Below are 22,611 nucleotides of genomic sequence, written 5' to 3'. Positions count from 1 at the left end.
CAAAGGAGGTCAGGCGTCATGCGCATCGCCATCATCGCCATAACCCGCAACGGTGCCCGGCTCGGTGCCCAGTTGCGGGAGGGACTGGGCACCGCTGACCTCCACGTGCTCCAGAAGTTCGCTGGCCAGGCCGGGAAGGGGGCCGTGCCGTTTGCCGGGGATTTGAAAGGGCTTGTGGCGCGCCTCTGGCCGGACGTGAAGGGCTTCGTCTTCATCATGGCGGCGGGCATCGTGGTGCGGATGATCGCGCCGCTCCTGGAGGCGAAGGACAGGGATCCGGCAGTGGTGGTCATGGACGAAGGGGGGCGGTTCGCCGTGTCGCTCCTTTCCGGCCACCTGGGCGGGGCCAACGAACTGGCCTGCCGCTGCGCCCACGTCACCGGGGCCCGCGAGGTGATCACCACCGCCACCGATGCAAACGGCCTCCCCTCCTTCGACCTGCTCGCCAAGGAGGCGGGCTGGGCCATCGAGGACCTTTCCCGTATCAAGACGCTGAACGCCTGGTGCTGGAGGGGGAGGAAATCGCCGTGGTGGACCCGACGGACCGGGTCAGGAGCTACTTCCGCGGCAAGGCTCGGCTCACGTTCCACGATACCTTTGTGCAGGCCCTCCAGAGTGGCGCCAAGGGATTCGTCTTCGCCACCAATCGCCGGCTGCCGCCCCAATCGCAGTCCGACGCCCTGCTGATCCTCCGCCCCCGGAACCTGGCCCTGGGGATCGGCTGTAACAGCGGGACCCCGGCCGAGGAGATCGAAGAGGTCGTCACGGTCCAGTTCAAGCGCCTCTTTCTCGCCCTCAAGAGCGTGGCGGTCATCGGCTCGGCCATGGCCAAGCGCGGCGAAGAGGGGCTGCTCCGGTTTGCCGCGCGCCACGGCATCGAGCTCCGGTTCTACGAGAGCGAGGAGTTGAACGGCGTGGCCGTACCGTCGCCCCCTTCAGCCCACGCCCTGGAGGCCATCGGTGCCGCCGGTGTGGCCGAGCCGTCGGCGGTGCTCGCGTCCAACGGGGGGAGCCTTCTGCTCAAGAAGGTCAAGAGCGGCAACGTGACCCTGGCCATAGCTGAAATCGCCTGATACGAGGTTTGTGATGTCCATACTCTACGTCGTCGGGATCGGTCCCGGCGACCTCGACCATATGACGTTCCACGCCACCGAAGCCATCGAGCGGGCCCAGGTGGTGGTGGGCTACAAAACCTACCTGGGGTTCATCGAGCCACTGCTTGACGGCAAGGAGGTTGTCTCCTCGGGGATGATGAAGGAGGTCGACCGCTGCCGCGAGGCCCTGGACGCCGCTGCTGCGGGGAAGACCGTGGCGCTCGTCTCCAGCGGCGACGCGGGGGTCTACGGCATGGCCGGCCTGGCCATGGAGCTTGCGGCAGCAATGACGGCCCCTCCCGAGATCGTGGTGGTGCCGGGGGTGTCGGCGGTGCAGGCGGCGGCTTCCGTCCTCGGCGCACCGCTGATGCACGACTTTGCGGTCATCTCCCTGTCGGATCTCCTGACCCCCTGGGATGCCATCGAGCGCCGGCTCGTGGCCGCCGCGGCAGCCGATTTCGTGGTTGCCCTCTACAACCCCCGGAGCAAGGGGCGGGTCACGCAGATCGAGGAGGCACGGACGATCCTGCTGGCGGCCCGCGCCTCCACCACGCCGGTGGGCATCGTCCGCAACGCCTGCCGTGGGGGGGAGTCCCGGGTGGTGACCACCCTGGCGGCAATGCTCGACCATGAGATCGACATGTTTTCCCTGGTCATCATCGGCAACTCCGCCACCTTCGTGGACCGGGAGGGCCGGATGGTGACGCCGCGGGGCTACAAGGCCGGGACCGGGGGCCAGGGGCCGGGGGCCGGGGAAACGCAAAAGAACTCAGTCGATGGGCATGTTGCAGATTCTCCGTCTCGGATTCTGGATTCCCGGTCCCCGATTTCACATTCCCGGTCCCTGATGATCGTCGGCACTGCCTCCGACGTGGGGAAGTCGATCATTACGGCCGGTATCTGCCGCATCATGAAAAACCGGGGCTTCTCCGTGGCGCCGTTCAAGTCCCAGAACATGGCCCTCAACTCGGCCGTTACACCGGAAGGCGGGGAGATCGGCCGGGCCCAGGCGGTGCAGGCGGAGGCCTGCGGCATCGAGCCCCACACCGACATGAACCCCGTACTGCTGAAGCCGACCACCGACTGCGGCAGCCAGGTGATCGTCCAGGGGGCGGTGGTGGGGAACATGACGGTCCGGGAATACAACGACTACAAGCCCAGCGCCTTCGAAAAGGTGCGCGAGAGCTTCGGGCGGCTCGCCGCCGCCCACGACCTGGTGGTGATCGAGGGGGCCGGCAGCATCGCCGAGATCAACCTGAAGCGTCACGATATCGCCAACCTGAAGGTGGCGGAGATGGCCGGCTGCAAAGCCGTGCTGGTGGCAGACATTGACCGGGGCGGCGTGTTCGCCCAGATCGTCGGCACCCTGGAGTTGCTTGACCCGGTTGAGCGCGAGCGGATCGCCGGCGTGGTCATCAACAAGTTCCGGGGCGATGCGTCGCTCCTGGCGCCGGGCATCGGCTTCATCGAGGAGCGGACCGGTGTGCCGGTTTTGGGCGTGGTGCCCTGCTTCAGCGGCTTCCGTCTCCCCGAGGAAGACAGCGTGGCCCTGGAAAAGCGGAAAGCGGAAAACGGCGATCGGGATCCGGCGGCAGAGCGGCTGAACATCGGCGTGGTGAAGCTGTCGCGCATCTCCAACTACACCGATTTCGACGCCCTGGAGGCGGAGCCGGATGTCCGGCTCACGTACGTGGAGGGTGAAGAGCACCTGCGGGGGCTCGATCTCCTCGTTATCCCGGGGAGCAAGGCAACCACGGCCGATCTCTTCTTTCTCATGGAGCAGGGGCTGTTCCCGGCGATCAAGTCGTTCACCGGCCCCATCGTCGGCATCTGCGGCGGGTACCAGATGCTCGGCAAGCGGGTTGCCGATCCCCACGCCGTGGAGTCGGACATTCGCGAGGCCGAAGGGCTCGGGCTCCTGGACGTGGTCACGGTGATGCTGGAGCAGAAGTCCACCCATCGGGCCGCGGCAGAACTGCTGCCGTCGGGGTTTCTGGTGGCGCCCCGCTGCCGGGGGGAGCTGGCCGGCTATGAAATCCACCTGGGAGAGACGATCCTCGGTCCGTCGGCCCGCCCCTTTGCCCGGATCACGAGCCGTTCCGGCGCGCCCGTGGAGGTGCTTGACGGCGCCGTCTCCAGTGACGGCCGGGTGTTCGGCACCTATCTTCACGGCATCTTCGACAATGCCGTGTTCCGTACCTCGTTCCTCAACCGGCTGCGCAAGGCAAAGGGGCTGGCGGAGCGCCGGCCCGGGCAGGGGGGCGACGATCCCTTCAACTTGCTTGCCGCGCACCTGGAGAAGCATTTGGACATTGACCGCATGCTGGAACTCTGCGGCCTCGGCGGGACGTTGCCGGAGTAGTGGTCTTTTCAGAGGAGATTTCCCGTGACCATCAAACGGAAGGTGCAAACCGTCATCATTTTGATCGTGCTGCACGTCGCAGTGTTCGTGGGATATCTGTTCCATTCGTCGGCCCAGGTCCATACGCGGGTGCGCCATCTCATCCCGGCGGTCGAATACCTGAGGGGCATTGCCCTGGCCCGGGCCGGCATGATCCAGCAGATGAAGGAAGTGGTCGACTACCTGGCCATCTCCGATCCCGCTGCCCGGGATGAATTCCGCAAGGGCGGGAAGTTGACCGATGAGGCACTTGCCGTCTGGATCGATGCCATCAAGGCGCAGAAATCCCTGGGCGTTACCGGAGAGGATGACGATCTGAGGCTGGTCCAGATGGTGCAGAACCACCACGCCTCGTGGGTCCGCACGGCCGAGTGGTTCTTTGAACTCCAGGACACGGGCCGCGGCGCCGAGGCGATGGCATTGTTCCGCGACCGGCTCGAGCCCTATTTCGATCGGGAAGTGCTCCTGCCCGTGGACAAGGCCCTCGATGACGGGGCGGTGGAGGTGCACGTCGCCTTCCACGATCTGCTGATGGCCGTGGGGCGGATTCCCTGGATGTCCGCGGAGGGGACCCGGAACATCGAGCGGGGCGAGGCGGCCCTGGATGGCTTCCTTGCCGCAAATCACCTGCTGTTCGAGGTGACCGGCCAGCTCAAGGAGTTGATGAAGTATCTGCTCAACCAGCGCCAGGGCATCGAGACCGACCTCTCGCGGCTGGACTGGCAGGCCGGCCACGCCCTGGAGAACTTCCGGCAGCAGATGTGGCGGCTGGCGCGCCAGGGCGACCCGACGGCATTAACGGACGCCGAGACCGTCACGCGGAGCTTCCAGGAACTGACCGGGCTCATGCACCAGGCCGTGGCGCTCAAAAAGGCGGGCCGCGGGCATGAGGCGGTGGCCCTGGCCAACTCCCGCATGGAAACGGTCCTGTACAAGACGCTCATGCCCATCATTTCCCGGTCGCTGGATTCGGGCAGCGCCCGGATGCTCACCCTGACCGCCGCGGCCCGCTGGCAGGGGGTCCTGGCGGTATCGCTCTTCCTCGTGATGGCGGTAAGCCTCATTCTCGGCACGAGCCGATCCATTCTCCGGGCACTGGATTCACTCATGAACGGTACTTCGGCCATTACCGAAGGAGACTTCTCCCACCGGCTCGATGCCCGGCGCTCGGACGAACTGGGTGCCCTTGCCGTCTCCTTCAACACCATGGTGGAACGCCTGCAGGAGTCCCGCCGGGACCTGGACTCGTTCGCCCGGCTTCTGGAGCAGCGGGTGTACGAGCGGACCGTTCAGTTGGAAGAGGCGAACGAGGACCTGAGGCAATTCAGTTCGTCCCTGAGCCACGATATTCGGACACCCCTGTCGGGCATCACCGGCTACGTGCAACTGGCGCGCGCCGAATGCAACGGCACCGAGAGCGAGTTGCTGGCGGAGTTATTCACGGCCATCGAGTTCGCTGCGGCCAGGATGAACACCCTTGTCGACGCGCAGCTCGCCCTTGCCCGCGCCACCTGTCAGGAGCTGAGCTTCGAGCAGGTGGACATGGCGGAAATTGGCCGGACCGTGATAGATAATCTCCAGTTCGCCGAGCCGCAACGGAAGGTGACCTTCCACGTGACGGGGGATCTGGCCGTGGATGGGGATGCGGACCTGCTGGGTCTTGCGGTGGAGAACCTGCTCAGCAACGCGTGGAAGTACACGGCCCTCAGGGACGAGGCCGTCATCGAGTTCGGGTCCCGGGACGAGGGGGAGCGGCGGATTTACTTTGTCCGCGACAACGGTGCGGGCTTCGATCCCGAGGAGATCAATCGCCTCTTCCGGCCCTTCAGCCGGCTGCATGGGGCTGAGCAGTTCCCGGGAACCGGCGTCGGACTCGCCACCGTGGCGCGGGTGATCCGCCGGCACGGCGGCCGCACCTGGCCGATGGGGCCGTGGATCGGGGCGCCACGTTCTTCTTTACGCTCAACGAGGCGCCGCTGCCGGTGGTTGTGCCGCCGCGGCCGGAGGAGAGCGCGTGACCGGACCCGACCGGGCGGCCCTCCTGGTCCTTGCCGCCCTTGTTCTCGACTGGCTGCTGGGCGATCCCCGCTGGCTCCCCCATCCGGTGGTGGCCGTGGGCAGGCTCGTGACCTCCCTTGAACGGCAACTCCGCCGCCGGGTGGCCAACGAGCGGGCCGCCGGCGTGATTCTGCTGGTGCTGACCGTGGGGATCGCCGGGGGGACCGCCTGGGTGCTCGGCCTGGGCGCCGGGCTGGTGCACCCCGTGGCCGGGTTCGTGGTGGAGGCGCTGTTGGGCTGGACCTGCCTGGCTGCCCGGTCGCTCCACGGGGAGTCAAAGCTCGTGGCGGACGCCCTGGCCGCCGGTGATCTTGCCGGGGCTCGCCATTTCCTGTCCCGCATCGTCGGCCGCGACACTGCGGAGCTCGCCGAGCCGGAGATCTGGCGCGGTGCCGTGGAAACCGTGGCCGAAAACACCTCCGACGGCGTCATCGCGCCCCTGTTCTGGTTCATGGTCGGCGGTGCCCCGCTGGCGCTCGCCTACAAGGCGGTCAACACCCTCGATTCCATGGTTGGATACAAAAGCGAGCGATATCTCCGTTTCGGCTGGGCTTCGGCACGGTTCGACGATCTGGTGAACCTGCTGCCGGCCAGGATCACCGGCCTGCTCATGGTGCTGTCCGCCCCGCTGGCGGGGCTTTCCGGGCCGGGCGCCTGGCGGATCATGCGCCGGGACGGCCGCAACCATTCCTCTCCCAACGCCGGCATCCCCGAGGCGGCCGCGGCCGGAGCCCTTGGGGTGCGCCTCGGCGGCATGAATGTCTACTGTGGCCGGCCCGTGGCGAAACCGACCATCGGCGATCCCCTGAACCCCCTCGATCGCGCGGCATGGCGCGGCGCCGTCCGGCTCATGTACGGCTCCGAGATACTGCTGACGGCGTTCATGCTGTGTTACCTCATTTTCCTGGAGCGACCGTGACGAGCACCTTCGATCATGGCGGCACGGTTTTCGCCGTGGCCCGCGAACTCGGCCTCCGGCCGGAGGATCTTCTGGATTTCTCCGCCAGCATCAATCCCCTGGGGCCGGCTCCGGGGGTGCGGGAGGCGGTGACGGCGGCCTTCGACCGGCTGGTCCACTATCCCGACAGCCAGGCGGCCGAGCTGCGGGAGGCTCTGGCCCGTCACCACGGGCTTCCGGCCGAGTGCATCTGTGTCGCCAACGGCTCCACCGAGCTCATCTACTTGGTGCCGCGCCTCGTGGGAGGCAGGCGGGGCCTGGTGGTGGCGCCGCCGTTTTCGGAGTACGCCAGGAGCCTGGCCCGCGCCGGCTGGGAGGTGGGCTACCTGGACCTGGCGCCGGAGGATGGGTTCGCCCTGGCGCCGGCCCTCCTCGACCAACGGCTGGCCGAAGGGTGGGACCTCCTCGTCCTGGCCAATCCGGGCAATCCCACCGGCAGCCTCATCCCCCGTGACGACATGGCCGCGATCCACCGGTTGTGCCGAGCCCGCGGCACCGTTCTGGTGGTGGACGAGGCCTTCATGGACTTCCGGGAGGAGGAATCGGTGACGGGGTATGTGGCCCGCCAGGGGGGTGGCGTCGTGCTCCGCTCCCTGACCAAGTTTCACGCCATCCCCGGCCTGCGCCTCGGCTTCGCCGTGGCGGCTCCGGAGGATGCGGCCCGGCTGGCGGAGCTGCGGGCCCCCTGGAGCGTCAACACCCTGGCCCAGGCGGCGGGGCTCGCCACCCTGGCGGATGGGGAGTACGCGGCACGAACGCGGAGGCTGATCGAAGAGGAGCGGGCGGTTCTGGCGGCGGGGCTTGCCGCCATTCCCGGGGTGCGGGTCTATCCGTCCGCGGCCAATTACCTGCTGGCGGAACTGACGGCCGGACCCCCGGTGCCGGCGCTGGCCGCAGCCCTGCTGCGGCAACGGATCCTGATCCGGGACTGCTCCTCGTTCCGGGGGCTGGGCGACCGCTTCTTCCGGGTCGCGGTCCGGTCGCGCGCCGACAATGAGCGCCTTCTGGCGGCTTGTGCCGCGGTCCTTGCCCGGACCATGTGAGCGGGGACAGGCAGGGGTGCGGGAATCAGGCCTTGCCGCCGCTGCGGAGGACCACTACCCGGCAGGCGGGAAGGGAGAGCTTCAGACGGTCGATGCCCTGTTCGGTGACCGGGGCGTTGCAGAGGGTGACGGAACGGAGGCGGGGAAGGTGCCTGAGGACCATGAGTCCTGCGTCGCTGACCGAGGTGTCGTAGAGGTACAGGCGCTCCAGTCCCTTCAGCTTCTGCAGGTGGGCCAGTCCTTTGCCGGAGATTCCGGCACCGTAGAGGTAGACTTCCTCGATGCCGATGAGCCTCAACAGGTGAGTGAGGTCGTCGTCGCCGGCGCCGTAGAGGAAGCAGGCCTGGAGGTCGTGGGGCGCCAGGGTGCCGAGCAGGTCGAGGTCGCCGGTGTTCCCCTCCCGCACATCGAGGCGCAGGGCCTTGCCCGTTGGGACCGCCACATCGCCCATGGCTTCGCCGAGGCGCTTCCAGTCCAGGAAACTCCCCGAGTGCAGATCACGTACGTAGAGCACGCCGAGGCTGCGATCGGCCGGGAAGCGGACGGTGCGCAGGGGCGCCTGGGCCGCGTGGCCCGACTCCGGCGGCGTGTCGCTCCGGGGGCTGACCTGGCTGACCTCGTTCAACTGCCGGCATGCGGCAAGGATTTCCGCATCCAGTTTCGCCGCCATCTCGGCGATGATGTCGCGCCCGCGCCAGCGGGCCTCCTGCACCCGCTGGACCAGGCGGTAGATGTCGCTGTTGCGCAGTGTTGCCGTTTCCCGCTCCACTGCCCTGATCCGGCCGATCACTCGTGCGATTCGCCGGTTCACCAGCGCCAGTTGCCCAGCCATTCCCACGACCACGGCCATCTCTGGGCCGGCCTCCCACTCCTCCATGATGGCGTGGAGCGTCACCCGGTCCTCCTCGGCGTAGGCCCTGTTCGCCTCGGCCATGAGCTTCTGCCGCAGTCGCCGGTTTTCGTCGTTTTCGGCCAGGTCGGGATGGATCGCCTTGGCGACCCGCCGGTACACGTCCCGCAGGCTTTCGCCGAGCCCCGACTCCACGGTTACGGGCTTTACCCGGGGGATTTCCGTTTCCGTCTCCCCACCGCGCTCCCCGAACCGGCACTCTTCGCGGAACCCGGCTCGCTCGCCCCCAGCCGTCCGGTCTTCCCCCGCGGCCATGGCAGCCTGTCGGCGGGCCCGTGACAGCTCGGCCTTCAACTGGTCCAGTTCGCTGATCCGGTCGGCCATCGTGTTGGCGTAAAACTGCTCGAACTCCCGAATCTCTTCCCTTAGATCCTCCAGGTCGTGCTCCAGCCTGGACAGGCGGCGCTCCAGGGCGTGGAACTCCCGCCGCCTGCGTTCAAGCTCCTGTTCGTCCGGGGGTGTTGTGCGATGGTAGCCAGTTCTCATGGAATATCGGGGGTCAGGGAGTGAACAGGGCCCGCTGGATGTCAGGAGGCAGTTCCGACGCGGGGCCGGAGCCGTAGCGCTCCCGCTCCCAGAGGAAGAGGCCCGTGGTTTCGTCGTGCACCCGCACCAACGGCGGGCCGGCGAGGGGGATAATGGCATATTCCGCGGCAAAGACCGTGCATCCTGCCACGGCATGCCCTCCGGTCATCGCTCCTTCCCGGTCGGCCAGGGAAAGGTGGAGGTGGACAAAGGGGGTGTCGTCCTTGAGCGAGATATTGCCGAGCCCTGCCGCGATCTCCAGGGGGGTGTCGAGGGAAAACTCCCGGTAGCGCCGGGCCCACTGGTCGTAGAAGGAGAGCCTTGCGCGCTCCAGGGAACCGATGACCTGAATGATGCCGGCCTTGACGCCACCCTCCACGGCTGCGGCCGTCAGCCCGCCCAGCAGGTCACCTTTGTGGGGAAGTCTGCCGATGAGCATGGGACCTCGCTTTCCGTCGGCATCCACGCGCCCGGAATCCCCGCCGGCGCGACCGACAGGGGCACTGTAGCCCATCTGTTTCCCCGAGTCAACGGAGGGATTTCCCCTCTTGACAAACAGCGGCACGGGGGTATTTTAAATGGAAATGATTTCTGTTTGGCGGGAAACCTCCTGATCCATGAAGCACTTTGACGATCTTCTCAGGACCCTCAATCTCCGTATCACCCCCAAGCGGCGTGCAGTGCTCGACATCCTTGCCGGGGAGGGGGGGTATGCGAGTCCCGAGGAAATCTGGCGCAAGCTCAAGCTCCGTTTCGGCCGGGTGGGGCTCCCCACGGTCTACCGGAATCTGGAGGAACTGGCCGCCGGCGGGGTGATAACCACCATCATTCATCCGAACCGGCAGCTCTACTACTATTACTGCGACCGCCGCGAGCACCACCACCACTTCGTCTGCCTCTCGTGCCGGCGGGTGGAGGACGTTGACGTCTGCGTCCTGCCGGACCTGGAGAAACTCGTGGCCGGGCGGGTCGTGTCGCACATCTTCCAGGCCAACGGCTATTGCCGCGAGTGCCTGGCGCGGCAGCAGGAGGGATGAGAAATGGGAAGCGTGCGTATCCTGGCGCTGGGGGCGGCGTGCGCCCTGGCGATCGTTCTGGTCGGATGCTCGAAAAGGGATGACGGCGGGACTCCGCGGCTCGCGCCGGCATGTCGGTGGTGACGACGCTTTTCCCGCTCTATGATTTTGCCCGCAACGTGGCTGGCGACCGGGCCGATGTGACGCTCCTCCTGCCGCCGGGGATGGAGCCCCACAGTTTCGAGCCCCGGCCCGAGGATATCGTGCGTGTGAGCCGGGCGCGCGTCTTCGTCTATACGAACCGCATCATGGAGCCCTGGGCCGCGGACATCCTCAAGGGGGTCGGGGGGGGCGGACCCCTGGTGGTGGATGCGAGCCGCGGCGCCCGCCTGCTTCCCGCCGCGGAGAATCACGACCATGGGGGTCATCGCGACGGGGAACACGATGAGGCGCGGATGGACCCTCACCTCTGGCTCGATTTCGCCAACGCCCAGCGGATGGTGGACAACATCGCCGCAGGGATGGCGGAGCGCGACCCGGCCAACCGGGAGGCCTACCTGGCCAATGCCGCCGCCTACAAGGCAAAGCTGGCCGATCTGGACGAACGCTACCGCCGGGGGCTCGCGTCCTGTTCTTCGCGGGTCGTGGTCCATGGGGGTCACTTCGCCTTCGGCTACCTTGCCGACCGTTACGGCCTGCGCTACGAGGCCGCCTTTGCCGCCTCCGCCGACGCGGAACCGACTCCGGCCAAGCTGGCGGCGCTGGTGAAGCGGATCCGCGCGGAAGGGGTCCGCACCATCTATACCGAGGAGCTCATCGATCCCCGCACCGCGGAGACCATCGCCCGGGAGACGGGGGCGGCCATCCTGCCGCTCCACGGCGCCCACACCGTGAGCCGCGATGACTTGGCGCGGGGGGTCACGTTCATGTCACTCATGGAAAAGAACCTGGAGAATCTGCGAAAGGGGCTTCAATGCCGGTAGATGCGGTTGCGGTCACGGGGGTGACGCTGGGATACCAGGGGGCCGAGGCGCTGACCGACGTCTCCTTTGCCGTGGCGGCGGGGGACTACGTCGGCATCGTGGGGCCCAACGGATCGGGGAAGAGTACCCTCATCCGCTGCATCCTGGGGCTCGCCCGTCCCGACCGGGGCGAGATTCGCCTCTTCGGCACTCCCCTGGCCGGTTTCGACCAGTGGCAGCGGGTTGGCTACCTTCCCCAGGGGCTCCAGTATTTCAACCCCCACTTTCCGGCTACCGTGGCCGAGGTGGTGGGGCTCGGCCTGCTGGCGGGCCGCCGTTTTCCCCGCCGCCCCCGTTCCGGCGACGGGGCTGCGGTGACCCACGCCCTGGAACTCATGGGAATCGATTCCATACGGGACCGGCTGGTGGGAGAGCTGTCCGGCGGGCTGCGGCAGCGGGTGCTCCTGGCCCGGGCCCTGGTCAGCGGACCCGAGCTGCTGGTCCTGGACGAGCCGACCACGGCCCTGGACCCGGAGACGCGGGAGAGCTTTTACCAGACCATCCGCGACCTGAACCGTTCCCGGGGCACCACCGTCATTCTGGTGACCCACGACAGCGGCACCATCGGCAGCCATGCCTCCCGTTTCCTCTACCTGGACAAGCGGGTGGTCTTCTACGGCGGGTTCGACGAATTCTGCGGCTCCCAGGCCATGTCCGACTTTTTCGGCATCCACTCCCAGCACCTCATCTGCCACCGGCACTGAGGGGGCGGTTTCCATGACGTTTCTCGACATCTTCCAGTACGGGTTTCTCCTGCGGGCCATGGCCGCCGGCTCGCTTATCGCGGCGCTCTGCGCCATTCTGGGCATTTTCCTGGTGCTGCGCCGCCTGTCGCTGATCGGCGACGGGCTTGCCCACGTGACCTTCGGGAGCGTGGCCCTTTCGCTCTTTTTCCGCCTGCCGTCGGTCCACGCGGCCCTGGCCGCCGTTCCCTGCGTGCTCCTCTCGGCCCTGGGCATCCTGCGCCTGGCGGAGCGGGCCCGCATCTACGGCGATGCCGCCATCGGCATCGTCTCGTCCCTGGGCATTGCCACCGGCATCATGTTGGCAAGCATGGCGGGCGGGTTCAATGTGGATCTGTTCAGCTACCTCTTCGGCAACATCCTCTCCATCAGCCCCTTCGAGCTGGTCCAGACCGGTGTTCTCTTTGTGGCGGTGATCGTCACGGTGGGGCTCTTTTCCCGGGAGCTCTTCGCCATCACCTTCGACGAGGACCTGGCCCGCACCTCCGGCATCCGGGTGGACCGGATCAACGGGGTGCTGGTGCTGCTGACCGGCCTCACGGTGGTGCTCGCCATGAAGGTGGTGGGGGTCATGCTCATCTCCGCGCTCCTCATCCTGCCGGCGGTGGCCTCGCTTCAACTGGCACGGGGATTCCGGACCGCCATCATCCTTGCCGTGGTCTTCGGCGTCCTGTCGGTGGTGACCGGGGTGGTGGTCTCCTTCCTGGCCAATCTCCCCACCGGCGCCACGATCATCATGATCAACTTCCTGTTCTTTGCCCTTGCCTTTGCCCTGAGGAGGCTGCGGCGGTAGTCTCCCGGGTCCGGCCGCTTGACAATCGGGCCGCGACCGGTATTGTTAGACGAGTCGGATCTGTCTGGTACTGCGCTGTTGTTATTCTGTTTTTAAGGGCGGGCCGCTTTTCCATGGGCAATAGACGCGCCACCATCGCCTTGGCTGCACTGCAACTTCTGCTCGTGCTGTTCGTGCAGCTTGTCCCCTTTGCCCATGTGGCGGCAGGGGCAAAGGACGGCCCGACCGGGATGCCTGTCTGCAGATGCAATGCCGGCGGCTGCTGCGCAGCCATGTCCGACATGCCCCGGGGGTGCCGGTGCGAAGGCGCCTGTGCCGTGGGCCCCCATGGCAACGACCACGGCGGCGGCCCAGGCGGCACTGGCCTGGCTGTTATCTCCTGCGGCTGTTGTGCCGATGAGCCCGGGTCTCCCCTTGCCGTCCCCCTGGTCAAATGGGAGTGCATTCTTCCCGCGTTTCTCCTTGAATCCGGTATCAGCCGGTGCACCGTCAACCTTTCGCACTATTCGGGCATGCGGACCGCGTTCCCGCCCGAGCCCTCCACTCCTCCTCCAGAAGGCTAGCCCCACCCCTCTTGCGAGCGGCTGCAGCGTCCCCCCTCAAGCACGGCCCGCAGCCGTTCATCGCCTCCCCGGCGTGGACTGTGTGCCGGTACGGCAGTGGTGCGCCGTAATGTTGCCGGAACGGCAGCGGTCTTGTCCGGGCGCCCCGTGCGCCGCTGCGCGGGGACGGGGTGCCTGCAGCGGCATCCTTGCGTCCTCTACGTCTATCCATTCACGGAGATATGCCATGCGAACCACCATATCCATGCTCTGCTGCACCCTTGCGGCCGCCGTGCCCGCAGTGCCCGCGGCCGCCGAAAATCTCATCCTCGACGAAATCGTTGTCCGGGGCCAGAGGGAGTCACCCCGCGAAGAGAGTCTGACCATCCGCGAAGTCCGCGAAAGCCCGGCCCGGGACATGGGGGAGGCCCTCCGCCAGGTGGAGGGGCTTTCCTACGTCCGCAAGGGAGCCATCGCCAATGACGTGGTTATCCGCGGGCTCCAGCGCGACAATATCAACGTCCTCATCGATGGGGTCCGCCTCTACGGCGCCTGTCCCAACAGAATGGATTCGCCCGCGTTCCACTTCGACTTCGCCGAGGTCGAGCAGATCCGGATCGTGAAGGGCCCCTATGATGTTGAAAACGCCGGCAGTCTCGGCGGACTTGTGGATGCCGTGGGAAAGAAGCCGAAGAAAGGGTTCGGCAGTGACCTGTCGTTCACCTACGGCTCCTATGACAGCGTCAACGCATCGGGCACCGCATCCTATGGGACTGACCGTATCGACGGCCTCCTGGGATACGCCTACAAGTATTCCAAGCCGCCCGAATCGGGCGATGGCAAGCGGATAACCGAGATCTACCCCGCCACCAGCAACAACCGCTACCGCCTTGGCAGCATCGACTCGACCGCCTACGAGATCAACACCGGCTGGGCGCGCTTCGGCATCAACCCGACGGATAATTCCCGGACCGAGTTTTCCTACTCCTACCAGGATGCCGATCATGTTCTCTATCCCTATCTCCTCATGGACGCCGACTACGACCGGACCCACCGGTTCAACTGGAGCTACAGGATCGAGAAGCTTTCGCCCCTGGTGAGCGAAGTGAAGCTCCAGGCATACTGGAACCGGGTCAAGCATCTCATGGACGACCGGTACCGGGAGACCTCGAATCCCGACAATGCCGCCCTCATGTACCGGACGTTCCTGATGCGGAACTACTTCATGTCGACCCTGGCCGAGACAGAGACCTGGGGTGCGAAGCTGAACTCCTCCCTGACCGTGGGACCCGGCACTCTCAAGGCGGGCATCGACTACTACAATCGCGGGTGGGACGCCACCAACACCATGCTCATGCGCAGCGGCACGGATTGGATCTACGGGGATTCTCCCATGATTCCCGACGTGACCATCCACAACACCGGCATGTTCCTGGAATACACCCTACCCCTGGCGGAACGCCTCAAACTCACGGCCGCCGCGCGGGGAGACCTGACCAGGGCCGAGGCCGACCGGCTTGCCGCCGGGCGCATTGCCACGCTCTATCAGCCCTACTACCCGGGTCGCGCCCTCTCCGCCGACACCGACTTCGGCGAGGCCAGCGGCAACCTCCAGCTTACCTGGACGCCGATCACGGGGCTTGAGCTGTTCGCCGGCTTCGGCCGCGGCATCCGTACCCCTGACCCCCAGGAGCTCTACACGGGGCTCCAGCGGATGGGGAGCAACTGGGTCGGCAACCCGCTCCTGGAGCCCACCGTCAACAATCAGGGCGACGTGGGGGTCAAGTATGCGACGGACAGCTACTACGTGAATGCTTCTTTCTTCTACGGTTACCTCCACAACTACATCAACGTGACCGATCTTCCCGACCCCGACGGCGCCGGGCCGCTCCTGCGGGCCCGCAGCTACCGCAACGTGAACGCCACCCTCTGGGGGGGGGAATTCGGCTCCCAGTTCTCGCTGCCGGCCAACTTTTTCCTGAAGGCATCCCTGTCCTACACCAGGGGGAACAACGAGAGTGATGACCGTCCCCTGTCCGAGATCCCGCCCCTGCGGGGCACCATGGCCCTGCGCTACGACGTGGATTCCTGGTTCCTGGAGGTGGCCGAGAACTTCGCCGACCGGCAGGACCGGGTCGACGCCGCCCTCCAGGAGCAGGAGACCGCCGGCTGGTTCACCACCGACCTGAAGGGGGGGGTCACCTATGGCGGTCTTTCGGTCTACGCCGGGGTGAACAACCTGTTCGACAAGTACTACTTCTCCCATCTTTCCTACCAGCGGGATCCCTTCAGCACCGGGGCCAAGGTGCCGGAGAACGGGCGAAACTACTACCTGACCCTGGCTTACCGGTTCTGACGGGCATGGGCAGCGCCATGCGGTTCAGCGCGGCCACGCCCGATCACGCCCCGGCGGAGGCATTGCGTGCCTCCGCCGGGGAGCGGCGGATCCTGGCCCGTGCGCTCATCCTGTCGGGGGCGGCCCATGTGGCGGCTGCAGTGTGTGCGATGATGATGCCGGCAGGGGGGGGCACGCGACTTCCTCCTGCCGGCATCATCATCGTTGACCTGGGTGATTCGGTCCTGTCTGCGGAGAAGCCGGTGCCGGCCCTGGTGCCTCTGCCGCAACCTTCGCCTGTCCGGCCGGTCACGCTTTCGCTGCCGGCGAAGCCGTCGCCGGTACGGGGCTCGTCGCCCCCTGGCCCGTTGTCGCCACCATCCGGCCGGACCCTGCCGACAGCACCTGCCATTGCCCCCCTTGCCGCGGATCCGGCAGGTGCGGTGGCTCCTCCGTCTTCCGCCATGATGGTACCCCTGGCTCCTCCACAACCGGTTCAGGCGGCAGTGCCGCCGGCACGGGGCGATGGTCCGCAGGTAACGGTGCCGGCAGTCCGCAGCCCCGAACCCTTGGCAGCCTCCACTGGCGCGGCCGATGCCGGCCGGATCCGCGTGGGTTACCAATCCGTGCTCAGGGGGCTCATCGAGCGGTGCAAGGAATACCCGCCCCTGGCCCGCCGGGGACGGATGGAGGGGACCGCCGTCGTACGCGTGGTCCTGGCCCGCAGCGGCGCTGTCCGGCGCGATGAGGTGGCCCGTTCCTCGAGCCACGCGCTCCTGGACAACGCGGCGCTGCGGGCCGTCCGTACCGTGGGCCGCTTCCCCGCCGTGCCGCCGGAACTCGGCGGCGAAGAGCTCACCTTCGAGGTGCCGATCACTTTCCGGCTCACGGGTGAGTGACCGGGCATCCACTAGGGCGGTTTTCTGTTTATCTCCCGTTGAAAGTGGTCTATCATCGCAACCGCTTTTGTGCTGTTCGCATACCCGCACCGGGAGTGTTTCTATGGGAGAGACCATCAGATTCGGCGTATCCATCGACGAGAAGCTGCTGGAGAGCTTTGACGGGCTCATCGAGGAGAAGGGGTACATGAACCGCTCCGAGGCGATCCGCGACCTGATCCGCGCGGCATTGGTGGAGCTGAAGTGGGAGGTGGGGGACGAGGAGACCGTGGGCACGGTGACGCTCGTCTACGATCACCATGTCCGCGACCTTTCCGACAAGTTGACCGAACAGCAGCACGCCCACCACGACAAGGTCATCTCGGCCCTCCACGTCCACCTGGACGCCCACAACTGCCTGGAGGTCCTGGTGGTGCGCGGCAAGGCCCGGGAGGTTAAGAAGATCGCCGACGAGCTCATCGGCGTGAAGGGGGTCAAGCATGGCAAGCTGGTCATGACCACCACCGGCGAGGAGTTGCACTGACCCTTTCCGGATGGCGGCTCATGGATTGCAAAAATATCCCTGTTATGCTCTAATCGTCCGGTGGAATCCAACGTCTTCATAGCCCTCGGTTCGAACATGGGGGACCGGGAGCTGAACCTGCTGCGCGCGGTTGCCGAGATCGGCAACCTGCCGGAAACCCGGATAACCGCCCTTTCCGGCTTCTATGAAACCGAGCCGGTGGGGCCGGTGCCGGAACAGCCCGACTTCCTCAACGCGGTCCTGCGAATCGAAACCTCGCTCACCCCTCACCGGCTCCTCGAAGAACTCCAGCGGATCGAAACCGGCCTGTTCGGCAGGCGCCGGGAGGTGCCCCAGGGGCCGCGTTCAATGGATCTGGATATCCTCCTCTACGGGAGCCTGGCCGTTGCCGCCGAAGGGCTCGCCATCCCCCATCCCCGGCTCCATCAGCGGGGCTTCGTGCTGGTCCCCCTGGCGGAGATTGCGCCTGATATGATTCACCCCGTGCTGGAGACGCCGGTGCGGGAGCTGCTCGCGTCCCTGCCGCCGGGGGAGCGCGTCACCAAAATCTAGGAGATCAGAGTGGGACTCATGCGTCTGCTCGTCTGGGCCGTCCTCATCTATGTGGGATACAAAATCGTCAGGGGCTTCGTCTCCGACAGGAAGAAGGACGAGCCCGCGCCGCCGCCCGAGCCGGTCCGGGAGGAGACCTACCAGGACCCGGTCTGCGGCGTCTATGTGACCGAGGAGGATGCCGTCATCGGCCGTCACGAGGGGGAGCGACTCCACTTCTGCTCCATGGAGTGCCTGGAAAAGTACCGGCAGCAGCTCGAAAGCAAGTAATCGTCGCCATGGCGCCATCAATAATCAACCGGAGGTTTGCAGCATGAAATTTTTCATCGACACCGCTGACGTGAAGGAAATCCGCCAGGCCCATGACCTGGGTCTCGTGGACGGGGTTACCACCAATCCGTCGCTCATTGCCAAGTCCGGCCGCAAGTTCGAGGACGTCATCAAGGAGATCGCCGGGATCGTCGACGGCCCCATCTCCGCAGAAGTGGTTTCTCTGGATGCCGACGGCATGATCAGGGAGGCCGGAGAGCTGGCCAAGATCCACAAGAACATCGTCATCAAGCTCCCCATGACCCCCGAGGGGCTCAAGGCGTGTGCCGCCCTTACCCGCGAGGGGATCAAGACCAACGTCACCCTCATCTTCACCCCCATGCAGGCCCTGCTCGCCGCCAAGGCCGGCGCTACCTACGTCTCCCCCTTCGTGGGCCGCCTGGACGACATCTCCCAGGACGGCATGGGGATCATCGACGACATCAAGACCATCTTCGACAACTACGGCTACCAGTCCGAGATCATCGTGGCCAGCGTCCGCAACCCCGTTCACGTCCTGAACGCGGCCCTCATCGGTGCGGACATCGCCACCATTCCCTACTCGGTCATGCTCCAGCTCGCCAAGCACCCCCTCACCGACGCCGGCATCGAGCGGTTCCTGAAGGACTGGGAAAGCGTGCCCAAGTAAACGCGGCAGTGTGCTGTGCACCATGCAAAAAGCCCCGGCAACGTTGTCCGTCGCCGGGGCTTTTCATTTACAGCGGCCGATGCGCTCACTTCTTTCGCCGGTGCCTCCACACATACACCGCCACCAGCCCCGCGCTGAAGATCACCACGCCGATGAGGGCCTGGTGGGAATACTCCATGATCAGGTCGCGGTTCTCGCCGATGACGTAGCCGATCCAGGCGAGGATGGTGCACCAGATGAAGGCTCCCAGCAGGGTGTAGAGGGTGAACGTGCCGTGGTGCATCCCGGCCAGGCCCGCGGGGAGGGAAATGAGGTGTCGGACCACCGGCAGCAGGCGCCCGATGAAGGTTGAAATCTCCCCGTGCTTGTGGAAGAATGACTCGACCCGGGCGAATTTCTCCTCGGTAATCCAGACATATTTCCCGTACTTGAGCAGGAGCGGCCGTCCCAGGTAGTGGGCGGCGAAGTAGTTGGCATAGGCCCCGGCAAGGCTCCCCACGGTTCCCAGGAAGATGGCGAGCCAGATGTTCATCTCCCCCTGCTGGGCGAGATAGCCGGCCGGGGGCATGACCAGTTCGCTGGGCACCGGGAAGACCGAACTCTCCATGGCCATGAGGATGAAGATGCCCGGGTAGCCCATGGCGCCGATGGTGGCGACGAGCCAGTCGATGGCTTGATGCATGGCGGTCGAACCTCGTGTCGCTGGAGTGTGGAAGCACACCTCTATACCACGGAAACGGTGCTGGAGCCACAAAAAGAGCAGGAGCGGCAATGAAGAAGCAGGTTTACGTGATCGGGCACCGCAATCCCGATACCGATTCCATCGCGTCGGCCATCGCCTACGCCGAATTCAAACAGAAGCAGGGGGTGGCGAACGTGGCCGCTGCCATGGCCGGCCAGCCGAACCCCCAGACCCGCTATATCCTGGAACGGCTCGGCATCGAGCCGCCGGTCTATCTGGCCGACGTCAACCCCAAGGTGCGCGACGTGCTGAACCGCCGCCCGGTCACCGCCCGGCCGGAAGTGGCGCTCAGGGATGCTCTGGGGCTCTTCCACCGCCATGGGATTCGTATCTTGCCCGTGGTTGATGCGGAGGGGACCCCGGTGGGGATGGTCTCGCTCCTGCGGTTGTCGGAAAAGCACCTGGTGGCCGGCACCGACCGCAGGCGCGGCGTCGACACCTCCCTCGGCTCCCTTGCCGCCTGCCTCGACGGGATCTTTCTCGCGGGTGGACCGGCCGACGAGGTGGAGCACCTGCACCTGTTCATCGGCGCCATGCTGGAAGAATCCTTTTCCAGCCGCATCGAGGGGTATGACCCGGCAACGCTCCTGATCATGACCGGCGACCGGCGGAGTATCCACCAGGCCGCCATCGAGCGGGGTGTGCGCCTGCTGGTGGTGACCGGCGGGCTCCCCATTGCCGACGAGCTGGTGGCCCGTGCCCGGGAGAAGGGGGTGGTCGTCCTTTCAACCCCCCATGATACCGCCACCGCCGCCTGGCTGGCACGGCTCGCCTCTCCTCTCTCCCTGTTCATGGAGCCCGGCTTCGAACGGATCGGCGTGGCCGAGCCCCTGGAGCACCTGCGGCTCAAGCTCCTCCATAGCCAGGAGCCGGCCGTCATCGCGGTGGAGGAGGACGGCACCATCGCCGGCGTGGCCACCAAGTCGTCCCTGCTGGCGCCGGTTCCCTATGCCCTGATCCTCGTGGATCACAACGAGCTGACCCAGGCGGTGCCCGGCGCCGAAACGGTGGAGATCCTGGAGGTCATCGACCATCACAAGCTCGGCAATCCGCCCACCAATCAACCCATCACCTTCATGGCGGCGCCGGTGGGGAGCACCTGCACCGTGGTTGCCTCCCTCTACCGGGAGGCCGGGATCGAGCCGGGCGAGCGGACCGCGGCCCTGCTGCTGGCCGGCATCCTCACGGATACGGTGATCCTCAAATCGCCCACCAGCACCGTCCGGGACCGTGAGATGATCGCCTGGCTGGAGGAGCGGTCCGGCCTGGATCACCTGGCCTTTGGCAAGGAGATCTTCTCCGCCTGCGGCGGATTTGCCTCCCATGGTACGCCGGAGCAGGCCCTGCGCTCCGATTTCAAGCAGTTCACCGCCGGCGGCATGCAGTTCGGCGTGGGACAGGTGGAAGTGGTGGGCTTCGACGAGTTTTTCGAACTGAAGGATGCCCTGCGCGATTGCCTTCGGCGGGTGAAGGCGGCTGACCGCCTCGACCTGGCCGGCCTCATGGTGACCGACATCTATACCGAAACCACGCTGTTCCTGGCCGAGGGGAAGAACGAGATCGCCCACGTGATGGGGTATCCCCAGGTGGAGCCCCACCTCTATGAGCTGAAAGGGGTCATGTCCCGCAAGAAGCAGATGGTTCCCCACCTGCTCGGGGTGCTCGGGAAGGTGCAGGCATGACCTTTCTCGAACGCCTGCACGACGAGGTCCTCATCGGCGACGGCGCCATCGGCACCATGCTCTATGCCAAGGGGGTATCCCTCGACGCCAACGTGGAGCACCTGAACCTGGTGCGCCCGTCGCTGGTGCTGGAACTCCACCGGGAGTACCTGGCGGCCGGGGCCCGCGTCATCGAAACCAATACCTTCGGCGCCAACTGGACCCGGCTCGCGGCCATCGGGCTCGACAAGAAGGAGCGTGAGATCAACCTCCGGGGCGCCCGGTTGGCCCGGGAAGCCGCCCAGGGCACCGATGCCTTCGTGGCCGGCTCCGTGGGGCCCCTGGTCCGGGTGAAGGGGGACGAACGGGAGCTTTCCGCCCAAGAGACCGTTGATATCTTCCGGAGGCAGACCCATGCCCTGGCCGAGGGGGAGGTGGATCTCCTGATCCTGGAGACCTTCACCGATCTGGCGCAGATGAGGCACGCCCTGACCGCGGCCCGGGAAACGGGGCTGCCGGTGGTGGCCAACATGGCGTTCCTGGAAAACGGGAGACTCGCCGGCGGGATCGAGGTGGAGCGGGTAGCCTTGGAGCTGACTGCCGCCGGTGCCTGCGTGGTGGGCGCCAACTGCGGCGCCGGGCCATTGGAAATCCTCGGCACTATCCAGCGGATGGGCCGGGTGACGGAGCTTCCCCTGGCGGCTTATGCCAACAGCGGATTTCCCGAATACGTGAACGGCCGCCATGTCTACCGGACCACCCCCGATTACTTCGCGGACCGGGCCGTGGAGATGGTCGGGGCGGGTGCGGCCCTGGTGGGAGGATGCTGCGGAACCACGCCGGAGCATGTGCGGCGTCTGGCGGAACGGCTGGCCGGGCTGCGGCCCGTGGCGCGCACGGTTGCCGTGCCCGCCCTGCCGAAAGAGGCGCGCCGGGCCGAGTCCCGGGACGATGCCGGCTTCCTGGCCCGTTGGGGACGTGAGCCCATTGTCACCGTGGAGCTGGATCCGCCCAAGGGGCTCGACTGCGCGAAGATCATCGAGGGGAGCAGGGCGCTCCGGGAGGCTGGGGCGGATGCAATCAACATCGCCGAGAACCCGCTTGCCCGGATCCGGATGGGTAACATCGCCCTGGGGAGCCTCATTCAGCGGGAGGCGGGAATCGACGTCATTGTTCACGTGACCTGCCGGGACCGCAATCTGCTGGGGCTCCAGTCGGACCTCATGGGGGCGAGCCTGCTGGGGATCCGCCACGTGCTGGCCGTCACCGGCGATCCCGCCCGCATCGGCGAACAGGCCGGGGCCACATCGGTGTACGATCTGAATTCCTTCGGCCTCATCAAGCTGCTGGCCGACCTGAACGCCGGCGTGAACGCCCTGGGTTCGCCCATCGGCGGGGGGACGGGGTTCGTCATCGGCGCCGCCTTCAATCCCAACAGCCCCCGGATGGAGGTCCAGGTGGAGCGCTTGGCCAGGAAGGTGGCCAACGGCGCCCGCTTCGTCCAGACCCAGCCCCTCTATGACGTGGCGCGGCTGGAGGAGATGGCGGAACGGACGGCGCACCTGGGTGTTCCCATCCTGCCCGGGATCCTGCCGCTGGTGAGCGAGCGCAACTGTGAATTCCTCCATAACGAGGTGCCGGGCATCGTGATCCCCGAAGAAATCCGGCACCGGATGCGGGGCAAGGAAAAAGAGGACGGGGTGCGGGAAGGCCTCGCCATCGCCCGGGAGTTCATTGATGCGGTGCGGGACCGGGTGGGCGGGTTCTATCTCATTCCCCCCTTCGGCAAATACGGTATTGCCGTGGAGTTGACGCGGTACATCAAGGGGACCTGAT

18 protein-coding genes and 3 pseudogenes are annotated in these 22,611 nt (G+C 66.3%); 18 read left to right on the top strand and 3 right to left on the bottom strand.

Annotation, left to right across the window (positions count from 1 at the left end):
- The first annotated feature begins 18 nt into the window (after positions 1–18).
- The 5 genes and pseudogenes from A2G06_14080 (at position 19) to A2G06_14060 (ending at position 7,554) form a co-directional block, all read left to right on the top strand.
- Positions 19–1,073, top strand: a pseudogene (locus A2G06_14080) (cobalt-precorrin 5A hydrolase).
- 13 nt (positions 1,074–1,086) lie between these two features.
- Positions 1,087–3,456: a cobalamin biosynthesis protein CobQ gene (locus A2G06_14075; protein ID ANA41195.1), complete on the top strand. Its 2,370-nt coding sequence runs from the start codon at positions 1,087–1,089 to the stop codon at positions 3,454–3,456.
- A gap of 24 nt (positions 3,457–3,480) precedes the next feature.
- Positions 3,481–5,513, top strand: a pseudogene (locus A2G06_14070) (histidine kinase).
- The gene (locus A2G06_14065) at positions 5,510–6,472 is read left to right on the top strand and encodes an adenosylcobinamide-phosphate synthase (GenBank protein ANA41194.1); all 963 of its coding nucleotides are present in this window, start codon (positions 5,510–5,512) and stop codon (positions 6,470–6,472) included. Before A2G06_14070 ends, A2G06_14065 begins: the two are co-directional and overlap by 4 nt.
- Entirely contained in the window at positions 6,469–7,554 is a 1,086-nt protein-coding gene (locus A2G06_14060) for a threonine-phosphate decarboxylase (protein ID ANA41193.1), read from the top strand. Before A2G06_14065 ends, A2G06_14060 begins: the two co-directional genes overlap by 4 nt.
- A 25-nt stretch (positions 7,555–7,579) precedes the next feature.
- Here the strand turns inward: A2G06_14060 and A2G06_14055 are convergent, their stop codons facing one another.
- Positions 7,580–8,950, bottom strand: coding sequence for a hypothetical protein (locus tag A2G06_14055; GenBank protein ANA41192.1), 1,371 nt, complete (start codon positions 8,948–8,950; stop codon positions 7,580–7,582).
- Positions 8,951–8,963: 13 nt separating this feature from the next.
- Positions 8,964–9,428 (bottom strand): DNA-binding protein, encoded by a 465-nt coding sequence (locus A2G06_14050; protein ID ANA41698.1) that lies wholly within the window; start codon positions 9,426–9,428, stop codon positions 8,964–8,966.
- A 178-nt stretch (positions 9,429–9,606) separates the two neighbouring features.
- On the opposite strand from A2G06_14050, the gene A2G06_14045 reads away from it, so the two are divergent.
- The 11 genes and pseudogenes from A2G06_14045 to A2G06_13995 all read left to right on the top strand — a co-directional run bounded on the left by A2G06_14045 (position 9,607) and on the right by A2G06_13995 (position 18,372).
- Positions 9,607–10,026: a transcriptional repressor gene (locus A2G06_14045; GenBank protein ID ANA41191.1), complete on the top strand. Its 420-nt coding sequence runs from the start codon at positions 9,607–9,609 to the stop codon at positions 10,024–10,026.
- Between the two features lie 3 nt (positions 10,027–10,029).
- Positions 10,030–10,988, top strand: a pseudogene (locus A2G06_14040) (zinc-binding protein).
- Complete coding sequence (locus tag A2G06_14035; protein ANA41190.1) at positions 10,979–11,731, top strand: ABC transporter ATP-binding protein; 753 nt, start codon at positions 10,979–10,981, stop codon at positions 11,729–11,731. The pseudogene A2G06_14040 and the gene A2G06_14035 overlap by 10 nt, the downstream one beginning before the upstream one ends.
- Before the next feature lie 13 nt (positions 11,732–11,744).
- The gene (locus tag A2G06_14030) at positions 11,745–12,563 is read left to right on the top strand and encodes an ABC transporter (GenBank protein ANA41189.1); all 819 of its coding nucleotides are present in this window, start codon (positions 11,745–11,747) and stop codon (positions 12,561–12,563) included.
- Positions 12,564–12,676: 113 nt separating this feature from the next.
- Positions 12,677–13,126: a hypothetical protein gene (locus A2G06_14025; protein ID ANA41188.1), complete on the top strand. Its 450-nt coding sequence runs from the start codon at positions 12,677–12,679 to the stop codon at positions 13,124–13,126.
- 226 nt (positions 13,127–13,352) lie between these two features.
- A complete protein-coding gene (locus tag A2G06_14020) occupies positions 13,353–15,461 on the top strand; it encodes a ligand-gated channel (protein ANA41187.1) in 2,109 nt (702 codons plus the stop codon).
- 62 nt (positions 15,462–15,523) lie between these two features.
- Positions 15,524–16,339 (top strand): TonB-dependent receptor, encoded by an 816-nt coding sequence (locus tag A2G06_14015; protein ID ANA41697.1) that lies wholly within the window; start codon positions 15,524–15,526, stop codon positions 16,337–16,339.
- A 103-nt stretch (positions 16,340–16,442) separates the two neighbouring features.
- On the top strand, positions 16,443–16,862 hold the full coding sequence (locus tag A2G06_14010) for a nickel-responsive regulator (protein ID ANA41186.1): 420 nt from the start codon (positions 16,443–16,445) through the stop codon (positions 16,860–16,862).
- A 60-nt stretch (positions 16,863–16,922) separates the two neighbouring features.
- Positions 16,923–17,414 carry a 2-amino-4-hydroxy-6-hydroxymethyldihydropteridine pyrophosphokinase gene (locus tag A2G06_14005; protein ID ANA41185.1) on the top strand — a complete coding sequence of 164 codons (492 nt, stop codon included), beginning with the start codon at positions 16,923–16,925 and terminating at the stop codon, positions 17,412–17,414.
- An 18-nt stretch (positions 17,415–17,432) separates the two neighbouring features.
- Entirely contained in the window at positions 17,433–17,684 is a 252-nt protein-coding gene (locus A2G06_14000; GenBank protein ID ANA41696.1) for a transcriptional regulator, read from the top strand.
- Between the two features lie 43 nt (positions 17,685–17,727).
- On the top strand, positions 17,728–18,372 hold the full coding sequence (locus A2G06_13995; GenBank protein ANA41184.1) for a fructose-6-phosphate aldolase: 645 nt from the start codon (positions 17,728–17,730) through the stop codon (positions 18,370–18,372).
- Positions 18,373–18,457: 85 nt separating this feature from the next.
- Here the strand turns inward: A2G06_13995 and A2G06_13990 are convergent, their stop codons facing one another.
- Positions 18,458–19,054: a hypothetical protein gene (locus tag A2G06_13990; protein ANA41183.1), complete on the bottom strand. Its 597-nt coding sequence runs from the start codon at positions 19,052–19,054 to the stop codon at positions 18,458–18,460.
- A gap of 89 nt (positions 19,055–19,143) precedes the next feature.
- Here A2G06_13990 and A2G06_13985 point away from each other — a divergent pair, with 89 nt between their 5' ends.
- Together A2G06_13985 and A2G06_13980 are read left to right on the top strand one after the other, a co-directional pair.
- Positions 19,144–20,796 carry an inorganic pyrophosphatase gene (locus tag A2G06_13985; protein ANA41182.1) on the top strand — a complete coding sequence of 551 codons (1,653 nt, stop codon included), beginning with the start codon at positions 19,144–19,146 and terminating at the stop codon, positions 20,794–20,796.
- Positions 20,793–22,610 (top strand): bifunctional homocysteine S-methyltransferase/methylenetetrahydrofolate reductase, encoded by a 1,818-nt coding sequence (locus tag A2G06_13980; GenBank protein ID ANA41181.1) that lies wholly within the window; start codon positions 20,793–20,795, stop codon positions 22,608–22,610. Before A2G06_13985 ends, A2G06_13980 begins: the two co-directional genes overlap by 4 nt.
- Position 22,611 lies beyond the last annotated feature (1 nt).

The sequence above is a fragment of the Geobacter anodireducens genome, from assembly GCA_001628815.1.
GTDB classification, from domain to species: domain Bacteria; phylum Desulfobacterota; class Desulfuromonadia; order Geobacterales; family Geobacteraceae; genus Geobacter; species Geobacter anodireducens.
The sequence above is the reverse complement of the archived record's forward strand: the minus strand, read 5'-3'. Positions and strand labels throughout refer to the sequence as shown.